Raw genomic sequence first — 15,286 nt, 5'->3', positions numbered from 1 at the left:
TACCTCCTTGTTTACTAGAGAAAATGTCTCTATAAACCGATTGAAAAACAGCTGGCGAACCAGACCGGTATATAATTTCATTTCCGAGTCAATTATTATTTAAAACGGTAAGTGATTCTGCCACGTGTTAAGTCATACGGGGAAAGTTCCACCGTTACTTTATCACCTGGTAAAATACGAATATAGTGCATACGGATTTTGCCAGAAACTGTAGCTAAAACAGTATGACCATTTTCTAGTACAACTTTGAACATCGCGTTAGGCAATGTGTCTTCCACTGTACCTTCCACTTCGATTACATCTTCTTTTGCCATAAGTTGCTACCTCCTTACTTCTTCTAACTGGACCATTTACAGGTCTGCCATTTCTTTTCGCGTAAAATTTTATTACATGAAAAAACGCTAGACATACCAAAATCGTTCCCCACGACAAGGAATTAATTTTATACATCTTCAGACAATCGGTAAAAGTACGGTCCCGCAAAAATGGAAGTACAAGTGCATCTGGCCCTTACGAACGCCTTCATATCACTATTTCCAGTAGCATTCCTATTTATCCAGATGATCTTCAGACAATCTCTCGTTCATCATGTTTCGCATAGTTGTTACTCATTCGCACTGCCAATTACCCATTATACTACAAAACAAAACATTTTGCACTACATAGGTACCGACTGTGAATAAGCGATGACCTCATTAAAATGAAGCGAGAATCTTATCTACGTCTTCGAACACGATATCAATATCTTGCTCTCCGTTTACCGCAAATAATGTTCCTTTTTCACCATAAAAATCTAATAATGGTTGGGTTTGTTTGATATTAACATTTAGTCGATTTTCCACAGTTTCTGCTTTATCGTCTTCGCGTTGGTAAAGTGTAGCACCATCGACGTCACAAATCCCCGCTTGTTTCGGAGGATTGAAAACTTCGTGATACGTTTTACCACATGTCGGACAAATGAAGCGACCGGTTAGACGTTTCATCAGACTGCTTTTATCTACTTGAATGTTAACAACAGCATCAAGCTTTGTTCCGAGGTCCGAAAGAATTTTCTCAAGTTCCCCAGCCTGCTCAACGGTACGTGGAAATCCATCAAGCAAGAAACCATTCTTAGCATCATCTTCGGCTAAGCGTTCACGAACGATACCGTTTGTCACATCATCAGGTACCAAATTACCGCTATCCATGAAGGATTTGGCTTTTAGTCCTAATTCCGTGCCATTTTTTATTGCTGCGCGGAACATATCCCCAGTTGAAATGTGAGGAATATTGTATTTCGCAACAATTTTTTCAGCTTGCGTACCCTTACCGGCACCGGGCAGTCCCATTAACACTAGTTTCAACTGTATCGCCCCTTTATTAGGTAGCACGTTGGGACTTCCGAGGGTTGATCCTCAGCCGACCCACGTGTTTATTTGATAAATCCTCGATAATTTCGTTTCACAAGTTGTCCTTCTAATTGTTTTGTTGTATCAAGGGCAACCCCGATAACAATCAGCAAGCTCGTACCACCGATGGCAACAGATTGCGGAAGATCGAATACAGATGCTCCGATTGTAGGCATGATTGCAACTACAGAAAGGAAGATCGCACCAACAAAAGTTAGACGATAAAGCACACTCGTAAGATACGCTTGTGTTTCACGACCAGGACGTTTACTTGGAATATACCCACCTTGTTTCTTCAAGTTATCTGCAACTTTCTCAGGGTTCACTTGGATAAACGCATAGAAGTAAGTAAATGCGATAATCAAGGCAACATATAGACACATACCAATCGGTTGCGTATAGTCAAAAAATTTGTTTTAAGACTTTTACAACTTGACTGGATGAATCAACGAAGGCAAAGCTCAAAATAGTTTGCGGTGTAATGATGAATGCACTTGCAAAGATTACCGGTATAACCCCAGCAGAGTTAAGTTTCAGCGGTAAATGTGTTGCTTGTGCCCCACCAGTTTTTGCACCAGCGACACGTTTTGAGTATTGAATTGGAATCTTACGCAATGCTTGTTGGAAGTAAATAACGAGCACAATGATCGCTAAAACTGCCACGGCAATGGCGATAAGAATCAGGACGCGCATGAACAACTGATCACCAGCGTCTTCAATTTGTGATGCGTATAGAGAACGCAACCCATCTGGAATCTGTGCTACAATTCCAGCAAAGATAATAATAGAAATCCCATTACCAACGCCACTCACAGTAATTTGTTCACCTAGCCACATTAAGAACATTGTACCAGTAGTAAGAACAACCGCAATTGCCAGATATTGAGCGATGGAAGGATTCACAATGAAACCTGAACCACTCAATCTATTGAACCCAAATGCCATACCGAATGCTTCGACAAGCCCTAGTCCAATCGTTAAGTAACGCGTCAATTGATTTGATTTCTTACGTCCCATCTCACCTTGCTTGGACCACTCAGTAAGTTTTGGCACAACATCCATTTGTAACAATTGCACAATAATCGATGCAGTGATGTATGGCATTACGCCCATCGCAAAGATCGAGAAATTCTTCAGTGCACCACCGTTGAAAGTGTTCAAGAATCCAAGAATTCCTGATTCCATCGATTTTTGGATAGCTGCTGCGTCCACTCCCGGTACAGGAATAAATGTTCCGATACGGAAAATGACAAGCATAGCTAGCGTAAACATGATTTTCTTACGAATATCAGCAACTTTGAAAAAATTGATCAACGTCGAAAACATTAGATCACCTCAGTTTTTCCACCAGCAGCCTCTATAGCCTCTTTAGCAGCCGATGAGAATTTGTTAGCTTTCACTGTAAGTTTTTTCTCGATTGCACCGTTAGACAAAATCTTAATTCCGGATTTTGCGTTACGAACGATACCTGTTTCAATTAATAATTCAGGTGTTACTTCTGTACCTTCTTCAAAGCGATTTAAAACATCAATGTTCACAACAGCATACTCTTTGCGGTTGATGTTTGTGAAACCACGTTTTGGAATACGACGGAACAATGGTAATTGTCCACCTTCGAAGCCTAGGCGTACACCGCCACCTGAACGTGCTTTTTGACCTTTGTGACCGCGTCCTGATGTTTTACCGTTACCAGAACTCATACCACGACCAACACGATTACGCTCTTTACGAGAACCTTCTGCAGGTTTAAGTTCGTGAAGTTTCATGTCAAGCACCTCCTCCTAATTTACGATTTTATTCATTTTAAAATTCATTAATAGCTTAAACTTCTTTAACGTCCACTAAATGACTAACTTTAGTGATCATCCCACGAATTGCAGGATTATCTTCTTTTACAACAACAGAATTAGTTTTTCCCAAGCCAAGAGCTTGAACTGTTTTGCGTTGTGGTTGAGGGCGTCCGATTAAGCTACGTTTTAGAGTAATTTCTAATTTCGCCATAACGTTTATTCCCTCCTTATCCTAGTAATTCTTCAACTGTTTTGCCGCGTAATTTCGCAACATCTTCAGCTTTTTTAAGTTGTTTGATACCGTCGAATGTAGCGCGAACCATGTTGATTGGTGTGTTAGAACCTAGTGATTTACTAGACACATCAGCAACACCAGCAAGCTCAAGGACAGCACGAACTGGACCACCAGCAGTTACACCAGAACCGGCGCTTGCAGGTTTTAGGAGAATTTCTCCACCACCAAAATGACCGATTGCTGTGTGTGGGATTGTAGTGTCAACAGTTGGTACGAAGATCATATTCTTCTTAGCATCGTCAATTGCTTTACGGATCGCATCTGGAACTTCTTGCGCTTTACCAGTACCGAATCCAACATGACCGTTTTTATCTCCAACGACTACGAGCGCTGAAAAACGGAAACGACGACCACCCTTAACTACTTTCGCAACACGGTTGATAGTAACTACGCGTTCTTCTAATTCTAATTTGTTTCCATCGATTTGTTGAGGCATGTAAGTTGTCCCTCCTTCTTATTAAAATTCCAATCCATTTTCACGAGCAGATTCAGCTAAAGCTTTTACACGACCATGATACAAATAACCACCGCGGTCAAATACAACAGCTTTAACGCCTTTTTCTGTAGCGCGTTTTGCAACGATTTCGCCTACTTTTGTAGCTGCGTCAACTTTGGACTCAGCTTTAGGGAAATCTTTATCTACGTTAGATGCGCTAGCGATTGTTACACCGTTAACATCATCAATAAGTTGAGCATAAATGTTCTTGTTTGAACGGAATACGTTCAAGCGTGGACGGGCTGCTGTTCCAGAAATCTTAGAACGAACACGACCATGTCTTTTTTTACGCACTTTATTTTTGTCGATTTTGGTAATCACACGACTCACCTCTTCTCTTAGCTTTTATGCGGCATTATTTACCGGTTTTACCTTCTTTACGACGTACAAATTCGCCTTCGTAACGGATACCTTTACCTTTGTAAGGCTCTGGTGGACGTACGGAACGGATATTTGCAGCCAATTCGCCAACGTGTTCTTTGTTAATACCGCGCACGATAACTTTCGTGTTTGCTGGTACTTCCACTTCAACACCTGGACGAGCTTCGAATTCTACTGGATGCGAGTAACCTACGTTTAAAACAAGAGTAGTGCCTTGTTTTGCAGCACGGTAACCGACACCAATAAGCTCAAGAGTTTTTTCGTAGCCTTCAGATACGCCGATAATCATGTTATTTAAAATAGCACGTGTCGTACCATGAAGCGCACGGTGTGTTTTATTGTCAGAAGGACGAGTCACATTGATCTCGCTTCCTTCGATATTGATTGAGATATCTGGGTTAAAAGTTTTTACTAATTCACCTTTAGGGCCCTTAACAGTTGCTGTTGAACCATCTAATGTTACAGTAACACCAGCTGGGATAACAATTGTTTTTTTACCTATACGGGACATTTATTGCACCTCCTTGTGATTTTCTGTTCTTACCAAACGTATGCTAGAACTTCTCCGCCCACTTGTTTCGCGCGAGCTTCTTTGTCAGTTAACAAACCTTGAGAAGTAGATACAATTGCAATACCTAAACCGTTAAGTACTTTTGGTACCTCATCAGCTTTAGCGTAAACACGAAGACCTGGCTTACTGATACGCTTAAGTCCAGTAATTACACGCTCGTTAGCTGCACCATATTTAAGGAAAACACGGATTGTACCTTGTTTATCATCTTGAATATATTCAACATCACGTACGAAACCTTCTCTTTTAAGGATTTCAGCGACTTCTTTTTTGATTTTTGAAGCAGGAACTTCTAACTTATCGTGACGTACCATATTGGCGTTACGAATACGAGTTAGAAAATCTGCGATAGGATCTGTCATCACCATGAAAAATTTACCTCCTTCCCATTATTGGGTTTTTACCAGCTTGCTTTTCTGACGCCGGGAATTTGTCCTTTATAGGCAAGTTCACGGAAGCAGATACGGCATAGTTTAAATTTGCGAATAACGGAATGTGGACGACCACAACGTTCACAACGAGTGTAAGCTTGAACAGGATGTTTCGGTGTGCGTTTTTGCTTCGCGATCATTGATTTTTTAGCCACGTTTGCGCCTCCCTACTTATTTATTGATTACCATTTGGATTACTTTTGAAAAGGCATTCCAACATGTGTCAGTAATTCTTTTGACTCTTCATCGGATTTAGCTGTAGTAACGATTACTACGTCCATTCCGCGAACTTTACTTACTTTATCGTAATCAATTTCAGGGAAAATTAATTGCTCTCTAACACCTAGCGTGTAGTTACCGCGACCGTCGAAGGCTTTTTTAGAAACCCCACGGAAATCACGAACACGTGGTAGGGAAACAGTAATTAATTTGTCTAAGAAATCATACATGCGATCTCCACGTAGCGTTACTTTCGCACCGATTGGCATTCCTTCACGAAGACGGAAACCAGCGATTGAATTTTTCGCTTTTGTGATTACAGGTTTTTGACCAGTGATTAGAGCTAACTCTTCCACTGCACTATCCAAAACTTTCGCATTTGCTGTTGCGTCACCAACACCAGTGTTGATTACGATTTTATCGATTTTTGGTACCTCCATTACGGAGTCATAATTGAATTTGCTCATTAAAGCAGGAACAATTTCCTTAAGATATCTATCTTTAAGGCGATTCATGTAATATTCCCTCCTTCCTCAAATACTTTTTATTTAGTTGCGTCTTTAATAACTTCACCGGATTTTTTAGCTACGCGTACTTTTTTACCGTCCTTGATTTCATAGTTCACACGAGTTGGTTCACCAGTTTTAGGATCGATAAGCATTACGTTAGATACGTGAATCGGTGCTTCAACATTTAAAATTCCACCTTGCGGGTTAACGTTTGATGGTTTTGTATGTTTTTTAACCATGTTAAGTCCTTCAACGATCACGCGGTCCTTTTTAGGGAAAGCAGCGATGATTTTGCCGGATTTACCTTTATCTTTACCAGTAATAACTTGAACTTTATCACCTTTTTTGACATGCATTGGGTCTAGCACCTCCTTGATTTTGAAACTACTGTATTTTAAAGAACTTCTGGAGCTAAAGAAACGATCTTCATAAAGTTGCTTTCACGAAGTTCGCGTGCAACAGGTCCAAAAATACGTGTTCCACGAGGACTTTTATCGTCACGGATTATTACACATGCATTTTCATCAAATTTGATGTAAGAACCATCTTGACGACGTGCTCCACTCTTAGTACGAACGATAACCGCTCTAACTACTTCACCTTTTTTGACAACGCCACCTGGTGTTGCTTGTTTAACAGTACACACGATTACGTCGCCAATGTTCGCAGTTTTGCGTCCTGATCCGCCTAGTACTTTAATTGTCAATACTTCACGAGCACCAGAGTTATCAGCCACTTTCAAACGACTTTCTTGTTGAATCATTAGGACACCCTCCTTCCAGATAAACAATCGGGAAATTTATTTTTCCTATTAAAACTTATATTATTACGGTTCACGATTTAAACTACTACAGCTTCTTCAACAACTTCTAGTAAGCGGAAACGTTTAGTCGCCGATAATGGACGAGTTTCAGCAATACGTACTAAGTCGCCTGCTTTAGCTACATTATTTTCATCATGAGCTTTGAATTTCTTAGAATACTTCACGCGCTTGCCATAAAGCGAGTGTTTCTTATACGTTTCAACAACGACAGTGATTGTTTTATCCATTTTGTCGGATACAACACGTCCTGTATAGACTTTACGTTGGTTACGTTCAGACATGTATTAAAACCTCCTCCTGAATTAATTTTAGGCAAGTTCTCTTTCACGAACGATTGTTTTCATACGTGCGATCGCTTTACGTACTTCACGAATACGTGCAGTGTTTTCCAATTGGCCAGTAGCTAATTGAAAGCGCAAGTTGAAAAGCTCTTCTTTTAGAGATTTTTCTTTATCTTGAATTTCAGTAGTGGACAATTCACGGATATCAGTTGCTTTCATTTGCTTCACCACCAATTTCTTCGCGTTTCACGATTTTTGTTTTAACAGGTAATTTATGTGCTGCAAGACGTAATGCTTCACGCGCTACTTCTTCAGGAACACCTGCGATTTCAAACATAATTTTGCCACGTTTAACTGGGCTTACCCAACCTTCCGGAGCACCTTTACCTTTACCCATCCGAACGCCGATTGGCTTAGAAGTGTAAGATTTATGAGGGAAAATTTTAATCCAAACTTTACCGCCACGTTTCATGTAACGAGTCATTGCAATACGGGCAGCTTCGATTTGACGGTTAGTGATCCATGAAGCATCAACTGCTTGAAGACCATACTCACCAAATGCTACTTCTGTTCCGCCTTTTGCACGTCCACGCATGTTACCACGGAACTCACGACGGTATTTTACACGTTTTGGAACTAACATTATTATTTTCCTCCTTCCACATTTGTTTTCTTCGTAGGAAGGACTTCACCACGGTAGATCCAGACTTTAACGCCTAGTTTACCATATGTTGTGTCAGCTTCTTCCCATGCGTAATCGATATCGGCACGCAATGTATGAAGAGGTACTGTTCCTTCGCTGTAATGTTCCGCACGAGCGATATCTGCTCCACCTAGACGGCCGGAAACTTGTGTTTTGATACCTTTAGCGCCTGCACGCATTGTACGTTGGATTGCTTGTTTTTGTGCACGTCGGAAAGACACACGGTTTTCCAATTGACGAGCAATGCCTTCAGCAACCAATTTAGCGTCAAGGTCAGCTCTTTTAATTTCTACAATATTGATATGAACTCGTTTACCTGTAAGTTCATTTAGGTTCTTACGTAATGATTCAACCTCAGATCCACCTTTACCGATAACCATACCTGGTTTAGCAGTGTGGATAGTGATGTTTACACGGCTTGCCGCACGTTCGATTTCAATGCGTGATACAGAAGCATCTGATAAGTTTTTCGCGATATATTCACGGATACGTAAATCTTCATGTAAGAAGTTCGCGTATTCTTTACCAGCATACCATTTTGAATCCCAATCACGGATGATACCGACACGCATACCTATTGGATGTATTTTTTTGGCCCACGAATTATCCCTCCTCGATTTCAGATACCACGACTGTGATGTGGCTTGTACGTTTATTAATTGCACTTGCGCGTCCCATAGCACGTGGACGGAAGCGTTTCAATGTTGGACCTTCGTCAACGAATGCCTCAGAAATTACTAAGTTATTTACATCTAAATCATAATTATGCTCAGCGTTTGCGATTGCTGATTTTAAAACTTTCTCGATAACCGGAGAAGCTGCTTTTGGAGTAAGTTTTAAAATAGCAACGGCTTCACCGACTTGCTTACCACGTACTAGATCCATTACGAGTCTAACTTTACGAGGAGCAATACGAACAGTTTTTGCAACGGCTTTTGCAGTTGTCATCAGGATATCCTCCTCTCAATTAACGTCTTGTTTTTTTATCGTCGCCCGCATGACCGCGGTACGTACGAGTTGGTGCGAATTCACCTAATTTATGTCCTACCATATCTTCTTGGATATAGACTGGAACGTGTTTGCGACCGTCATATACAGCAATCGTTTGTCCAACGAATACTGGGAAAATCGTTGAGCGACGAGACCAAGTTTTAATAACTTGTTTCTTTTCGCTTGCATCAGCTGCCTCAACTTTTTTCATCAAATGATCATCTACAAAAGGTCCTTTTTTCAAGCTACGACCCATGTCGGAACCTCCCTTCGCATAGTCAGGAATCGGAAAGCTTGTGCTTGTCCGTCCCTGCTACCTATAAATTCGTCAAAATTACAAATCCAATTATTTTTTCTTACGACGACGTACGATAAATTTATCGGAGTTATTGTTTTTCTTACGAGTTTTGTAACCAAGTGTTGGTTTACCCCAAGGAGACATTGGTGATTTACGTCCGATTGGCGCTTTACCTTCACCACCACCGTGTGGGTGATCATTCGGGTTCATTACAGATCCACGAACTGTTGGGCGTTTACCCATCCAACGTGAACGACCTGCTTTACCAATGTTGATAAGTTCGTGTTGTTCGTTACCAACTTGGCCAATAGTAGCACGGCAAGTAGAAAGAATCATGCGAACCTCACCAGAGTTAAGACGGATAAGTACATATTTACCTTCTTTACCAAGTACTTGAGCACTTGTTCCAGCTGAACGTACTAATTGTCCACCTTTACCAGGTTTCATTTCGATATTGTGAATAACAGTACCCACTGGAATATCTTTAAGTTCTAGTGCGTTACCAACTTTGATATCCGCCTCTGAACCTGAATAAATTGTTTGGCCTACTTCTAAGCCTTTTGCTGCGATGATGTAGCGTTTTTCTCCATCAACGTAGTGAATTAATGCGATGTTAGCAGAACGGTTAGGATCATATTCGATCGTAGCAACGCGTCCTGGAATACCATCTTTATTACGTTTGAAATCGATCACGCGGTATTGACGTTTGTGTCCTCCACCGTGATGACGAACAGTTAACTTACCTTGGTTATTACGACCAGCCTTCTTTTTCAGAGGACGTAGTAAAGCTTTTTCTGGAGTACTTGTAGTAATCTCAGCAAAATCTGAACTCGTCATGTGACGACGGCCGTTTGTGGTAGGTTTATACTTTTTAATCGCCATTGTATTCCCTCCTCTATTTGTTCAATTCCCTAGAAGTATTAAACTTCGAAAAATTGGATTTCTTTGCTATCGGCAGTAAGTGTCACGATAGCTTTACGACGCTTGTTTGTATAGCCAGCGTAACGGCCCATACGTTTCAATTTACCTTTGTAGTTCATTACGTTTACTTTCGCAACTTTCACTTCGAAAATTTCTTCGATAGCTTTCTTAACGTGCGTTTTAGTAGCGCGTGTATCAACTTCAAACGTATATTTCTTATCATCTAAAACACTTGTTGATTGTTCCGTGATAACCGGGCGCTTAATGATGTCGCGTGCATCCATTATGCAAGCACCTCCTCTACTTGTTCAAGAGCTGCTTTCGTGATAATTAACTTATCATGTTTAGCAACATCTAGTACTGAGATACTTTGAGCTGGAATAACTTTAATGCCTTGTAAGTTACGTGCAGATAATTCTACATTTTCACTTTCATCGGCTACTACTACCAATGCTTTTGTATCTACAGAGATATTCTTAAGGAAAGCCGTGAATTCTTTAGTCTTAGGAGCAGAGAAAGTTAAACCTTCTAATACTACTAGGCTCTCTTCTTTTACTTTAGAAGAAAGGATCGATTTGATCGCTAAACGACGAACTTTCTTAGGTAATTTGTAAGCATAGCTACGTGGTGTTGGGCCGAATACGACTCCACCTCCACGCCATTGTGGGGAACGAATCGAACCTTGACGGGCACGACCTGTACCTTTTTGACGCCATGGTTTACGTCCACCGCCGCGTACTTCTGAGCGGCCTTTTACTTTATGAGTTCCTTGACGTAAGGAAGCTCGTTGACTCAAAATTACATCAACAACCACTTTTTCATTTGGTTCAATACCGAAAATAGTATCGTTAAGTGTAATTTCGCCAGCATTTGTTCCATCTTGTTTCAATAAAGCTACGTTGGGCATTTGTTAGTCCTCCTTTCCAATAAATTATCTTGATTTGTTTGCTGTTTTGATTTGGATCAATGCTTTTTTAGCTCCTGGTACGTTACCTTTAACTAAAAGAACATTTTTTTCTACGTCTACTTTGACGATTTCTAGGTTTTGGATAGTGATCTGATCTCCACCCATACGACCTGGAAGTAATTTATTTTTGAATACACGGTTAGGCGCTACAGGACCCATTGAACCCGGGCGACGATGGTAACGCGATCCGTGGGCCATTGGTCCACGAGATTGTCCGTGGCGTTTGATAACACCTTGGAATCCTTTACCTTTCGATACGCCTGTCGCGTCGACGATGTCACCTTCAGCGAATACGTCTACTTTAATTTCTCCACCAATTTCATACTCGTCTAAGTTTACATCGCGTAATTCGCGAATGAAGCGCTTAGGAGTAGTATTGGCTTTTTCTACATGACCTTTTTCGGGTTTGTTTGACAATTTTTCGCGTTTATCCTCGAAACCGATTTGAATTGCTTCATATCCGTCCGTATCAACCGTTTTCTTTTGAAGTACTACGTTAGCACCTGCTTCGATTACTGTTACTGGAATAAGTTCGCCGTTTTCAGTGAAAACTTGTGTCATCCCTACTTTTCTACCTAAGATTCCTTTGGTCATGAGTCACACCTCCTGTTTAATTAATTTTTTATTTATAGTTTGATTTCGATGTCCACACCGCTTGGTAAGTCTAAACGCATAAGGCTATCAACAGTTTGTGGTGTTGGATTAACGATATCGATTAAACGTTTGTGTGTACGCATTTCGAATTGCTCACGTGAATCTTTGTATTTATGAACCGCACGCAAGATTGTGTAGATTGACTTCTCTGTTGGAAGTGGAATCGGACCAGATACAGAAGCACCAGAACGTTTCGCAGTTTCTACAATTTTCTCAGCCGATTGATCCAAGATACGGTGATCATACGCTTTTAAACGAATACGAATTTTTTGTTTTGCCATTATTTTCCCTCCTTCTCGCCTACTTTTAAAATAGACATTCTCCGTGAAAATCTCCTGGACACTCGCCATGGCAAAGCGGCCGGGTGTGTCAGCAACCTCTCACTTCATCACATCTACAGCCCCAACTAATGGGGGTGTTGCACGAAATAGACAGACCAATGCCTGTTCATTTGCACTTTATCTATTATACACGTCCGACCTAGTAATTTCAACGATTTTGTGAAAAAAGTTTTGCGAGGCTTATAATGCGCTAGAATAAGGTTTTTGAGGAATCAAAAAAGGCGCAAAATCGGCTTATTGATTTTGCGCCTTCGGATCATGATATTCGGAGCGTCACGAGCGCTGTAGTCAACGCGACAAGTACGCACGCCGCCACTAAATCGCACCAATGCCAATGCAGGATTCGGAATCTCGTTCTTTTTTTGTCACCTTGATAGCCTCTCGCTTCCATTGCATCCGCCAAATCTTCTGCTCGGTTGAAAGAACTAACGAATAGCGGAATGAAAATCGGAACGACTACTTTCATTTGTTCAAATAAGTTCCCTTCGCCAAAATCGACACCTCTTGCTCGTTGGGCTTTCATGATTTTATCAGTTTCTTCCATTAAAGTTGGGATAAAGCGCAACGCTACCGAAATCATAAGCGCGATATCTTGGACTGGCATCTTGAGAATTTTGAATGGTCGTAGTATGTAAGCAATGGCGTCTGTTAGATCCATGGGCGTCGTTGTGAGCGTGATGACCGTCGACATGAAGATAATCAAGACAAACCGGACAAAGACGTATACACCATTAATTAAGCCAAATGAGGAGATCGCGAATGGTCCCCAACTAAAAAAAATAGTCCCGCCGCTCGTAAACAGGGCTTGCAGTAACACAGTGAACAGAATGAGCCAAATCAATGGCTTCACACCTTTAATGAAAAAACGATAGGAGATTCCGGTAAGGGCAATGACTAAAAATGTGAATAGTGTCAGTAACACATAGCTTTGCCAGTTGTTGGCTAGGAACAGAATCCCAATAAAATAAAAACCAGCAATCAATTTCGTTCTTGCGTCTAAGCGATGAATGAGGGATTCCCCAGGCATGAAACGGCCAAATATTAATTTATCAATCATCGGAAAATCCCTCTTTTCTCATTATATATATTTTAAGATTAAACTAGCCACCAGAAAAATGACTAGCGCGCTATTTGTTACCACGAAGTTTTTGATCGAGATAACGAACGTTTTTGCCTTCACTTGTTCGGCGTTGAATTTCTGTAAATTTTTAAATACCGGGATGATCGCAATGAGCGTTAGCAGCATGACCGGACTTAGGAAGCCAACAATGACCGACGCGACGATCGCGGCAAACGAGGCGTAGTAAAGCGCATTAAACAGGATGACTGCGTATTTTTTACTGATGTAGTATGGCAGTGTATAGCGGTGATTGCGGATATCCTCGTCCAAATCGCATATGTTGTTGGCTAGCATGATATTGGCGATGGTGAAAATACATGGCAAGGACACAACGGCGATGCGGATTAGTTCGAGCAAATTCACCTTCACGGTAACCCACTCGCCCGACCAAACCAAATTTGCGATTCCAGCGTCGTAAGCATTCACATAGATCGCTAGAAAGACAATACCAAATCCCATCGTCACACCTGAGAAAATCTCCCCGAGAGGCATCCTCGATAACGGCACTGGGCCAAACGTATATAAAATCCCGATACAAACACAGATAAAGCCAGCGAGCAGTACTAGCAAATCGGTTTCGACAACCAGCCAAACGCCGAGGCCAGTCGCGATGAAGAACATCAGAAAAATAGTAATGATAACCGTTTTCTCCGAGATTTGTTCTTGTCCAATGACATTGCTCGTCGTTCGGTAATCATAATCATGGTTATTCGTCGCCTTCCGGTAATCCATATAGTTATTAATTGCCGTTGTCGTTAAATCAAATATCAACATCGATCCAAAGAAAATCAGCGTATTTTTCCAATTAAATAGATCGTATTGATAAACCGCGAACAAGGTTCCAATAATAAAAGGAAAAACACTAGCGATCTTCGTCTGGATTTCTACCAATTTCAAAAATGCTGGTATCGACACGTGGGACACTCCTTTTTAATTCGCTAATTCGAAATTCTTGTCCGTGATTTTGAACTTCCCTTTTAGTCCTGATGTGATGTATACTTTCTTCTCTTTACTTACAAAAATGGCTTCGACGCCTTTATACGTTTCGATGAAATCCATGCCGCCTTGGACACCTTTCGAGAATGTCGCAGTGGACAGCCCATCACCGTCAATTGATTTTTCGGAAACAATAGATACGCCTGCAATATCGTTATCAAATGGATAGCCAGTTTTCGGATCTAGTAAGTGGTGGTATTTAACGCCATCCACTTCAAGGAAACGTTCATAGATACCTGATGTTACAATCGATTTGTTAGCTTCCGGGATCGTTCCAATGACTGTACCGCGTGATTGGAATGGATCTTGAATTCCTACTACCCAATCCCCGCCTTTTGGACTGTCACCTTTCACGATGATATTTCCACCAAGGTCAATGATGGCCGTGGTCACTTTGTTGTCATCGAGAACTTTAGCCACTTCGTCTGCAATATAACCTTTTGCAATCGCGCCTAAATCAAGCTCCATTCCCTTTTCTTCTAGGTAGACTGTTTTTTTCTCGTCGTCTAACTTCACTTTTTTGTAGTCAATCAGGGGTAAAGCCGCATCGATCTCTGCTTGGCTTGGTTTTCTAGCATCATCAAAACCGATATGCCATAAGGAAGTAAGCGGACCGATTGTAATATCAAAACTCCCACCCGAACTCTCACTATATTTCAGACCTTCTTTAATAAGGTAAAACACGTCATCGTTTACTTTGACAGGGTTTTTGCCCGCTGCAAGATTCACCTTGTCCACTTCTGATGTTTTACCGCTATCACTCGTTGTAATTTGTTTATCTAATTCTTTAATTCGGTCAAAGGCTTTTAGAAGCACGTCCTCTTTACCTTCATCATAAATTTTCACGACATTAATTGTGCCCATTAGAAAATCCGTTTTTGTATAAGGTTGGGATAATATTTCAGGGTTATTTCCTTCTGATGCAGTACTTTTTTTTCGAATCATCGCTGCCACAAGCCGTTACGAGAACCGCTAAAAGTACAAGCGTGATTAACATATAAAATTTCTTCATTTCGATGGCACCTTTCGGATTTGGAATTAGAATATAATACAGCGGACTTTTTGTCGCTATTTTAATGTATCGGTGATTGGGTGCATTGTCAAGAAAGTGT

At 41.0% G+C, this 15,286-nt stretch carries 25 protein-coding genes and 2 pseudogenes; all 27 read right to left on the bottom strand.

Annotated features, from left to right (window positions below; translation table 11 throughout):
- Nucleotides 1-95 precede the first annotated feature (95 nt).
- The 27 genes and pseudogenes from infA to PGRAN_RS04390 all read right to left on the bottom strand — a co-directional run bounded on the left by infA (nt 96) and on the right by PGRAN_RS04390 (nt 15,186).
- Nucleotides 96-314 carry a translation initiation factor IF-1 gene (gene infA, locus PGRAN_RS04520; RefSeq protein ID WP_036060296.1) on the bottom strand — a complete coding sequence of 73 codons (219 nt, stop codon included), beginning with the start codon at nt 312-314 and terminating at the stop codon, nt 96-98.
- A 381-nt stretch (nt 315-695) separates the two neighbouring features.
- On the bottom strand, nt 696-1,343 hold the full coding sequence (locus tag PGRAN_RS04515; RefSeq protein WP_036065519.1) for an adenylate kinase: 648 nt from the start codon (nt 1,341-1,343) through the stop codon (nt 696-698).
- Nucleotides 1,344-1,411: 68 nt separating this feature from the next.
- Nucleotides 1,412-2,714, bottom strand: a pseudogene (gene secY, locus PGRAN_RS04510) (preprotein translocase subunit SecY).
- Complete coding sequence (gene rplO, locus PGRAN_RS04505; protein ID WP_036065517.1) at nt 2,714-3,154, bottom strand: 50S ribosomal protein L15; 441 nt, start codon at nt 3,152-3,154, stop codon at nt 2,714-2,716. The pseudogene secY and the gene rplO overlap by 1 nt, the downstream one beginning before the upstream one ends.
- Nucleotides 3,155-3,209: 55 nt before the next feature.
- Nucleotides 3,210-3,389: a 50S ribosomal protein L30 gene (gene rpmD, locus PGRAN_RS04500; RefSeq protein WP_003720933.1), complete on the bottom strand. Its 180-nt coding sequence runs from the start codon at nt 3,387-3,389 to the stop codon at nt 3,210-3,212.
- Nucleotides 3,390-3,405: 16 nt separating this feature from the next.
- Nucleotides 3,406-3,909 (bottom strand): 30S ribosomal protein S5, encoded by a 504-nt coding sequence (rpsE, locus tag PGRAN_RS04495; RefSeq protein WP_036060286.1) that lies wholly within the window; start codon nt 3,907-3,909, stop codon nt 3,406-3,408.
- A gap of 21 nt (nt 3,910-3,930) precedes the next feature.
- Nucleotides 3,931-4,290 carry a 50S ribosomal protein L18 gene (rplR, locus tag PGRAN_RS04490; protein WP_036065516.1) on the bottom strand — a complete coding sequence of 120 codons (360 nt, stop codon included), beginning with the start codon at nt 4,288-4,290 and terminating at the stop codon, nt 3,931-3,933.
- 34 nt (nt 4,291-4,324) lie between these two features.
- Complete coding sequence (rplF, locus tag PGRAN_RS04485; RefSeq protein WP_036065515.1) at nt 4,325-4,861, bottom strand: 50S ribosomal protein L6; 537 nt, start codon at nt 4,859-4,861, stop codon at nt 4,325-4,327.
- A gap of 29 nt (nt 4,862-4,890) precedes the next feature.
- Entirely contained in the window at nt 4,891-5,289 is a 399-nt protein-coding gene (gene rpsH / locus PGRAN_RS04480) for a 30S ribosomal protein S8 (protein ID WP_036065514.1), read from the bottom strand.
- A 32-nt stretch (nt 5,290-5,321) separates the two neighbouring features.
- Nucleotides 5,322-5,507 carry a type Z 30S ribosomal protein S14 gene (locus tag PGRAN_RS04475; RefSeq protein ID WP_036065511.1) on the bottom strand — a complete coding sequence of 62 codons (186 nt, stop codon included), beginning with the start codon at nt 5,505-5,507 and terminating at the stop codon, nt 5,322-5,324.
- 39 nt (nt 5,508-5,546) lie between these two features.
- Nucleotides 5,547-6,086, bottom strand: a complete 540-nt coding sequence (gene rplE, locus PGRAN_RS04470; protein ID WP_036065509.1) for a 50S ribosomal protein L5 — start codon at nt 6,084-6,086, stop codon at nt 5,547-5,549.
- Nucleotides 6,087-6,115: 29 nt separating this feature from the next.
- Nucleotides 6,116-6,436 carry a 50S ribosomal protein L24 gene (rplX, locus tag PGRAN_RS04465; RefSeq protein ID WP_036065507.1) on the bottom strand — a complete coding sequence of 107 codons (321 nt, stop codon included), beginning with the start codon at nt 6,434-6,436 and terminating at the stop codon, nt 6,116-6,118.
- Nucleotides 6,437-6,474: 38 nt separating this feature from the next.
- Nucleotides 6,475-6,843, bottom strand: a complete 369-nt coding sequence (gene rplN / locus PGRAN_RS04460) for a 50S ribosomal protein L14 (protein ID WP_036060275.1) — start codon at nt 6,841-6,843, stop codon at nt 6,475-6,477.
- A gap of 77 nt (nt 6,844-6,920) precedes the next feature.
- Entirely contained in the window at nt 6,921-7,184 is a 264-nt protein-coding gene (gene rpsQ / locus PGRAN_RS04455) for a 30S ribosomal protein S17 (RefSeq protein ID WP_036060273.1), read from the bottom strand.
- Nucleotides 7,185-7,211: 27 nt separating this feature from the next.
- The gene (gene rpmC, locus PGRAN_RS04450; protein ID WP_036060270.1) at nt 7,212-7,403 is read right to left on the bottom strand and encodes a 50S ribosomal protein L29; all 192 of its coding nucleotides are present in this window, start codon (nt 7,401-7,403) and stop codon (nt 7,212-7,214) included.
- The gene (gene rplP / locus PGRAN_RS04445) at nt 7,390-7,827 is read right to left on the bottom strand and encodes a 50S ribosomal protein L16 (RefSeq protein WP_036065506.1); all 438 of its coding nucleotides are present in this window, start codon (nt 7,825-7,827) and stop codon (nt 7,390-7,392) included. Before rplP ends, rpmC begins: the two co-directional genes overlap by 14 nt.
- A gap of 2 nt (nt 7,828-7,829) precedes the next feature.
- On the bottom strand, nt 7,830-8,510 hold the full coding sequence (gene rpsC, locus PGRAN_RS04440) for a 30S ribosomal protein S3 (protein ID WP_277619706.1): 681 nt from the start codon (nt 8,508-8,510) through the stop codon (nt 7,830-7,832).
- Nucleotides 8,491-8,835, bottom strand: a complete 345-nt coding sequence (rplV, locus tag PGRAN_RS04435; RefSeq protein ID WP_036065504.1) for a 50S ribosomal protein L22 — start codon at nt 8,833-8,835, stop codon at nt 8,491-8,493. The genes rpsC and rplV overlap by 20 nt, the downstream gene beginning before the upstream one ends.
- Nucleotides 8,836-8,854: 19 nt before the next feature.
- A complete protein-coding gene (gene rpsS, locus PGRAN_RS04430; protein ID WP_036065502.1) occupies nt 8,855-9,133 on the bottom strand; it encodes a 30S ribosomal protein S19 in 279 nt (92 codons plus the stop codon).
- Between the two features lie 90 nt (nt 9,134-9,223).
- A complete protein-coding gene (rplB, locus tag PGRAN_RS04425; protein ID WP_036060259.1) occupies nt 9,224-10,057 on the bottom strand; it encodes a 50S ribosomal protein L2 in 834 nt (277 codons plus the stop codon).
- A 38-nt stretch (nt 10,058-10,095) separates the two neighbouring features.
- Nucleotides 10,096-10,380 (bottom strand): 50S ribosomal protein L23, encoded by a 285-nt coding sequence (gene rplW / locus PGRAN_RS04420; RefSeq protein WP_036065501.1) that lies wholly within the window; start codon nt 10,378-10,380, stop codon nt 10,096-10,098.
- Nucleotides 10,380-11,003, bottom strand: coding sequence for a 50S ribosomal protein L4 (gene rplD, locus PGRAN_RS04415; RefSeq protein ID WP_036065500.1), 624 nt, complete (start codon nt 11,001-11,003; stop codon nt 10,380-10,382). The genes rplW and rplD overlap by 1 nt, the downstream gene beginning before the upstream one ends.
- Nucleotides 11,004-11,027: 24 nt before the next feature.
- Nucleotides 11,028-11,657, bottom strand: coding sequence for a 50S ribosomal protein L3 (gene rplC / locus PGRAN_RS04410; RefSeq protein WP_036065499.1), 630 nt, complete (start codon nt 11,655-11,657; stop codon nt 11,028-11,030).
- 32 nt (nt 11,658-11,689) lie between these two features.
- Entirely contained in the window at nt 11,690-11,998 is a 309-nt protein-coding gene (gene rpsJ, locus PGRAN_RS04405) for a 30S ribosomal protein S10 (protein ID WP_036065498.1), read from the bottom strand.
- Nucleotides 11,999-12,314: 316 nt separating this feature from the next.
- The gene (fmnA, locus tag PGRAN_RS04400; RefSeq protein ID WP_036065495.1) at nt 12,315-13,115 is read right to left on the bottom strand and encodes an FAD export ECF transporter transmembrane subunit FmnA; all 801 of its coding nucleotides are present in this window, start codon (nt 13,113-13,115) and stop codon (nt 12,315-12,317) included.
- Nucleotides 13,116-13,136: 21 nt separating this feature from the next.
- Complete coding sequence (menA, locus tag PGRAN_RS04395) at nt 13,137-14,093, bottom strand: 1,4-dihydroxy-2-naphthoate polyprenyltransferase (RefSeq protein ID WP_036065493.1); 957 nt, start codon at nt 14,091-14,093, stop codon at nt 13,137-13,139.
- 15 nt (nt 14,094-14,108) lie between these two features.
- Nucleotides 14,109-15,186 (bottom strand): annotated as a pseudogene (locus tag PGRAN_RS04390) (FAD:protein FMN transferase).
- Nucleotides 15,187-15,286 lie beyond the last annotated feature (100 nt).

The sequence above is a fragment of the Listeria grandensis FSL F6-0971 genome (assembly GCF_000525835.1).
GTDB classification, from domain to species: Bacteria; Bacillota; Bacilli; order Lactobacillales; family Listeriaceae; genus Listeria_A; species Listeria_A grandensis.
Note: the sequence above shows the minus strand (reverse complement) of the source record. Positions and strands in the feature narration are given on the sequence as shown.

What these genes read in the sequence shown, in the direction of transcription:
- rpsJ (WP_036065498.1), bottom strand. Translation starts at nt 11,998, where the DNA reads ATGGCAAAACAAAAAATTCGTATTCGTTTAAAAGCGTATGATCACCGT.
- rplD (WP_036065500.1), bottom strand. Translation starts at nt 11,003, where the DNA reads ATGCCCAACGTAGCTTTATTGAAACAAGATGGAACAAATGCTGGCGAA.
- rpsH (WP_036065514.1), bottom strand. Translation starts at nt 5,289, where the DNA reads ATGGTGATGACAGATCCTATCGCAGATTTTCTAACTCGTATTCGTAAC.
- rpmC (WP_036060270.1), bottom strand. Translation starts at nt 7,403, where the DNA reads ATGAAAGCAACTGATATCCGTGAATTGTCCACTACTGAAATTCAAGAT.
- rpsS (WP_036065502.1), bottom strand. Translation starts at nt 9,133, where the DNA reads ATGGGTCGTAGCTTGAAAAAAGGACCTTTTGTAGATGATCATTTGATG.
- rplX (WP_036065507.1), bottom strand. Translation starts at nt 6,436, where the DNA reads ATGCATGTCAAAAAAGGTGATAAAGTTCAAGTTATTACTGGTAAAGAT.
- rplP (WP_036065506.1), bottom strand. Translation starts at nt 7,827, where the DNA reads ATGTTAGTTCCAAAACGTGTAAAATACCGTCGTGAGTTCCGTGGTAAC.
- rplO (WP_036065517.1), bottom strand. Translation starts at nt 3,154, where the DNA reads ATGAAACTTCACGAACTTAAACCTGCAGAAGGTTCTCGTAAAGAGCGT.
- rplB (WP_036060259.1), bottom strand. Translation starts at nt 10,057, where the DNA reads ATGGCGATTAAAAAGTATAAACCTACCACAAACGGCCGTCGTCACATG.
- rplE (WP_036065509.1), bottom strand. Translation starts at nt 6,086, where the DNA reads ATGAATCGCCTTAAAGATAGATATCTTAAGGAAATTGTTCCTGCTTTA.
- rpmD (WP_003720933.1), bottom strand. Translation starts at nt 3,389, where the DNA reads ATGGCGAAATTAGAAATTACTCTAAAACGTAGCTTAATCGGACGCCCT.
- rplF (WP_036065515.1), bottom strand. Translation starts at nt 4,861, where the DNA reads ATGTCCCGTATAGGTAAAAAAACAATTGTTATCCCAGCTGGTGTTACT.
- rplN (WP_036060275.1), bottom strand. Translation starts at nt 6,843, where the DNA reads ATGATTCAACAAGAAAGTCGTTTGAAAGTGGCTGATAACTCTGGTGCT.
- rpsQ (WP_036060273.1), bottom strand. Translation starts at nt 7,184, where the DNA reads ATGTCTGAACGTAACCAACGTAAAGTCTATACAGGACGTGTTGTATCC.
- rplC (WP_036065499.1), bottom strand. Translation starts at nt 11,657, where the DNA reads ATGACCAAAGGAATCTTAGGTAGAAAAGTAGGGATGACACAAGTTTTC.
- fmnA (WP_036065495.1), bottom strand. Translation starts at nt 13,115, where the DNA reads ATGATTGATAAATTAATATTTGGCCGTTTCATGCCTGGGGAATCCCTC.
- rplW (WP_036065501.1), bottom strand. Translation starts at nt 10,380, where the DNA reads ATGGATGCACGCGACATCATTAAGCGCCCGGTTATCACGGAACAATCA.
- rpsE (WP_036060286.1), bottom strand. Translation starts at nt 3,909, where the DNA reads ATGCCTCAACAAATCGATGGAAACAAATTAGAATTAGAAGAACGCGTA.
- rplV (WP_036065504.1), bottom strand. Translation starts at nt 8,835, where the DNA reads ATGACAACTGCAAAAGCCGTTGCAAAAACTGTTCGTATTGCTCCTCGT.
- infA (WP_036060296.1), bottom strand. Translation starts at nt 314, where the DNA reads ATGGCAAAAGAAGATGTAATCGAAGTGGAAGGTACAGTGGAAGACACA.